We start from the raw sequence: 1893 nt of genomic DNA, 5'->3' as shown, positions 1-1893 counted from the left end.
TTGTGAACTACTCACCACTTAGCTAAACCTGACGGTTCTTAACGCTTGAAGTGGGAGATTCTTGGGAATAGAGCATACTTGATAGCTTATTTTTTACTAACAGCGGTGTCTCTTATTGACCAAGCTATCCCCGTAGTTCCTACGGTTCTTGTTTATTTGATCTAAGCCAGTCCTATAGAATGTAGCCTTAGACCTTCGGCCAGGATATTGATGCTAGCGTTGATATCTCGGTCATGATGAGCATGACAAATAGGACAAGTCCATTCTCGAATTTTAAGAGATTTCTTGCCGTCTTCATGTCCACAATTCGAACAGATTTGACTAGATGGGAACCACTTATCCACTTTGATAATTTTCCGACCGTACCAGTCAGCTTTGTATTGTAATTTAGTCACAAAACTAGACCAAGAAACATCCGAAATACTTTTTGCTAGTTTATGATTACGCAACATACCTTTTGTGTTTAAGTCTTCAATACAGATAATATCGTGATTTTTGATTATTTCTGTACTCAACTTATTCAGAAAATCAGTACGTTGATTCATTACTTTTTCATGCAATCGTGCTACTTTACGTTTTTGTTTTTGATAATTGCTAGCTTCAAACAGATTGATACCTTTTTGTTTAGCTAATAAGGCACGTCTTGACAATTTACGTTGTTCACGTTTAAGTTTCTTTGCCATCTTTGACGTGAATTTATTGTTATCAATCTTTTGACTATCAGAAAGAATTGCAAAATCAGTTATACCAAGGTCAATTCCAATAGCGGAATTAGTTTTAGGAAGCTCAGCTATTTCTTCTTTACACAATAAGGAAATATAATATTTACCGCTAGAATGACGTGATATTGTAGCGGATTTAATCAGACCTTTAGGTTGTCTATGGAGTGTAATTTTAACTAACGACTTCAACTTAGGAAGTTTGACGAATTTATTATCAATCAAAGCGATTGTTCCATTTTGATTGTTAGTCGTATAGCTTTGAACTGGATTTTTCTTGCTTTTGAAACGAGGAAATCCGACGGATTTATCGCGAAAGAAGTTCTTGTACGCCTTATCTAGGTTGAGTTGTGCATTCGCTAAAGCAAGACTATCCACTTCTTTCAAGAACGGAAAATCTTGCTTATATTTTGCAGGCGTTGGAAAACTCATTTTTTTAGAGGAATCTTTCCTAGTTTCTTTATAAGCTTTCATTCGGTCATCAAGCATTAGATTGTAGACCTTACGGACACAGCCAAAAGACTTAGCAAAGAAAGTCTCTTGTTCTTCTGTTGGATAGATTCTAAATTTATATGCTTTTAGTCGCTCCATAAAGCTCACCTGTTTTCTATTTATGATTGTTTCCTTGATTTTGAATATACTTCTTAATCACATCAATTGGTGCTCCACCAGTTGTCAAAAGACAAAAACTTTTTGACCAGAACATTTCTTTCCAAAGAAATTGTTTGATTCTTGGATAATTGCGCTTTATCAAACGTGAACTAGCACTTTTATAGACATTGACAAATTTTGTCAATTCTGTTTTTGGTTGAGCTTTGAACATAATATGAACGTGGTCTTTATCATGATTCCACTCAACTAAAGTGATGTGATACGATTCTGAGATTCTTTCAAAAGTCGCTTTAGCGTAGTTAGATATTTCATTATCAATTACTTGTCTACGATATTTCGTTACTAAAACAAGGTGGTAATAAAGAAGAAATACTGAATGGTTATTTGTATCTAATTCCATGTTATATCAACTCATTTCTTGTATAGACTGATTGTAACATGGGACAAAATAAAGAGGCAATACGCCTTAGTTGTTGGTCTTCGAGTTACCAACGGTAACCCTCATACCGAACGGCATTCATCACCCACCTATAGAGGATGGGCGACTTCTGCCTAATTCTGT

At 35.2% G+C, this 1893-nt stretch carries 2 protein-coding genes; both read right to left on the bottom strand.

The window, feature by feature from the left end; translation table 11 throughout:
• Positions 1-161 precede the first annotated feature (161 nt).
• Positions 162-1310, bottom strand: coding sequence for an IS200/IS605 family element RNA-guided endonuclease TnpB (gene tnpB / locus AB3I42_RS13920; protein WP_081125829.1), 1149 nt, complete (start codon positions 1308-1310; stop codon positions 162-164).
• A 16-nt stretch (positions 1311-1326) separates the two neighbouring features.
• Positions 1327-1731: an IS200/IS605 family transposase gene (gene tnpA / locus AB3I42_RS13915; protein WP_081125828.1), complete on the bottom strand. Its 405-nt coding sequence runs from the start codon at positions 1729-1731 to the stop codon at positions 1327-1329.
• Positions 1732-1893: the final 162 nt, after the last annotated feature.

This window comes from Enterococcus sp. C53 (assembly GCF_040887425.1).
Taxonomy (GTDB): Bacteria; Bacillota; Bacilli; order Lactobacillales; family Enterococcaceae; genus Enterococcus_B; species Enterococcus_B hirae.
The sequence above is the reverse complement of the archived record's forward strand: the minus strand, read 5'-3'. Positions and strand labels throughout refer to the sequence as shown.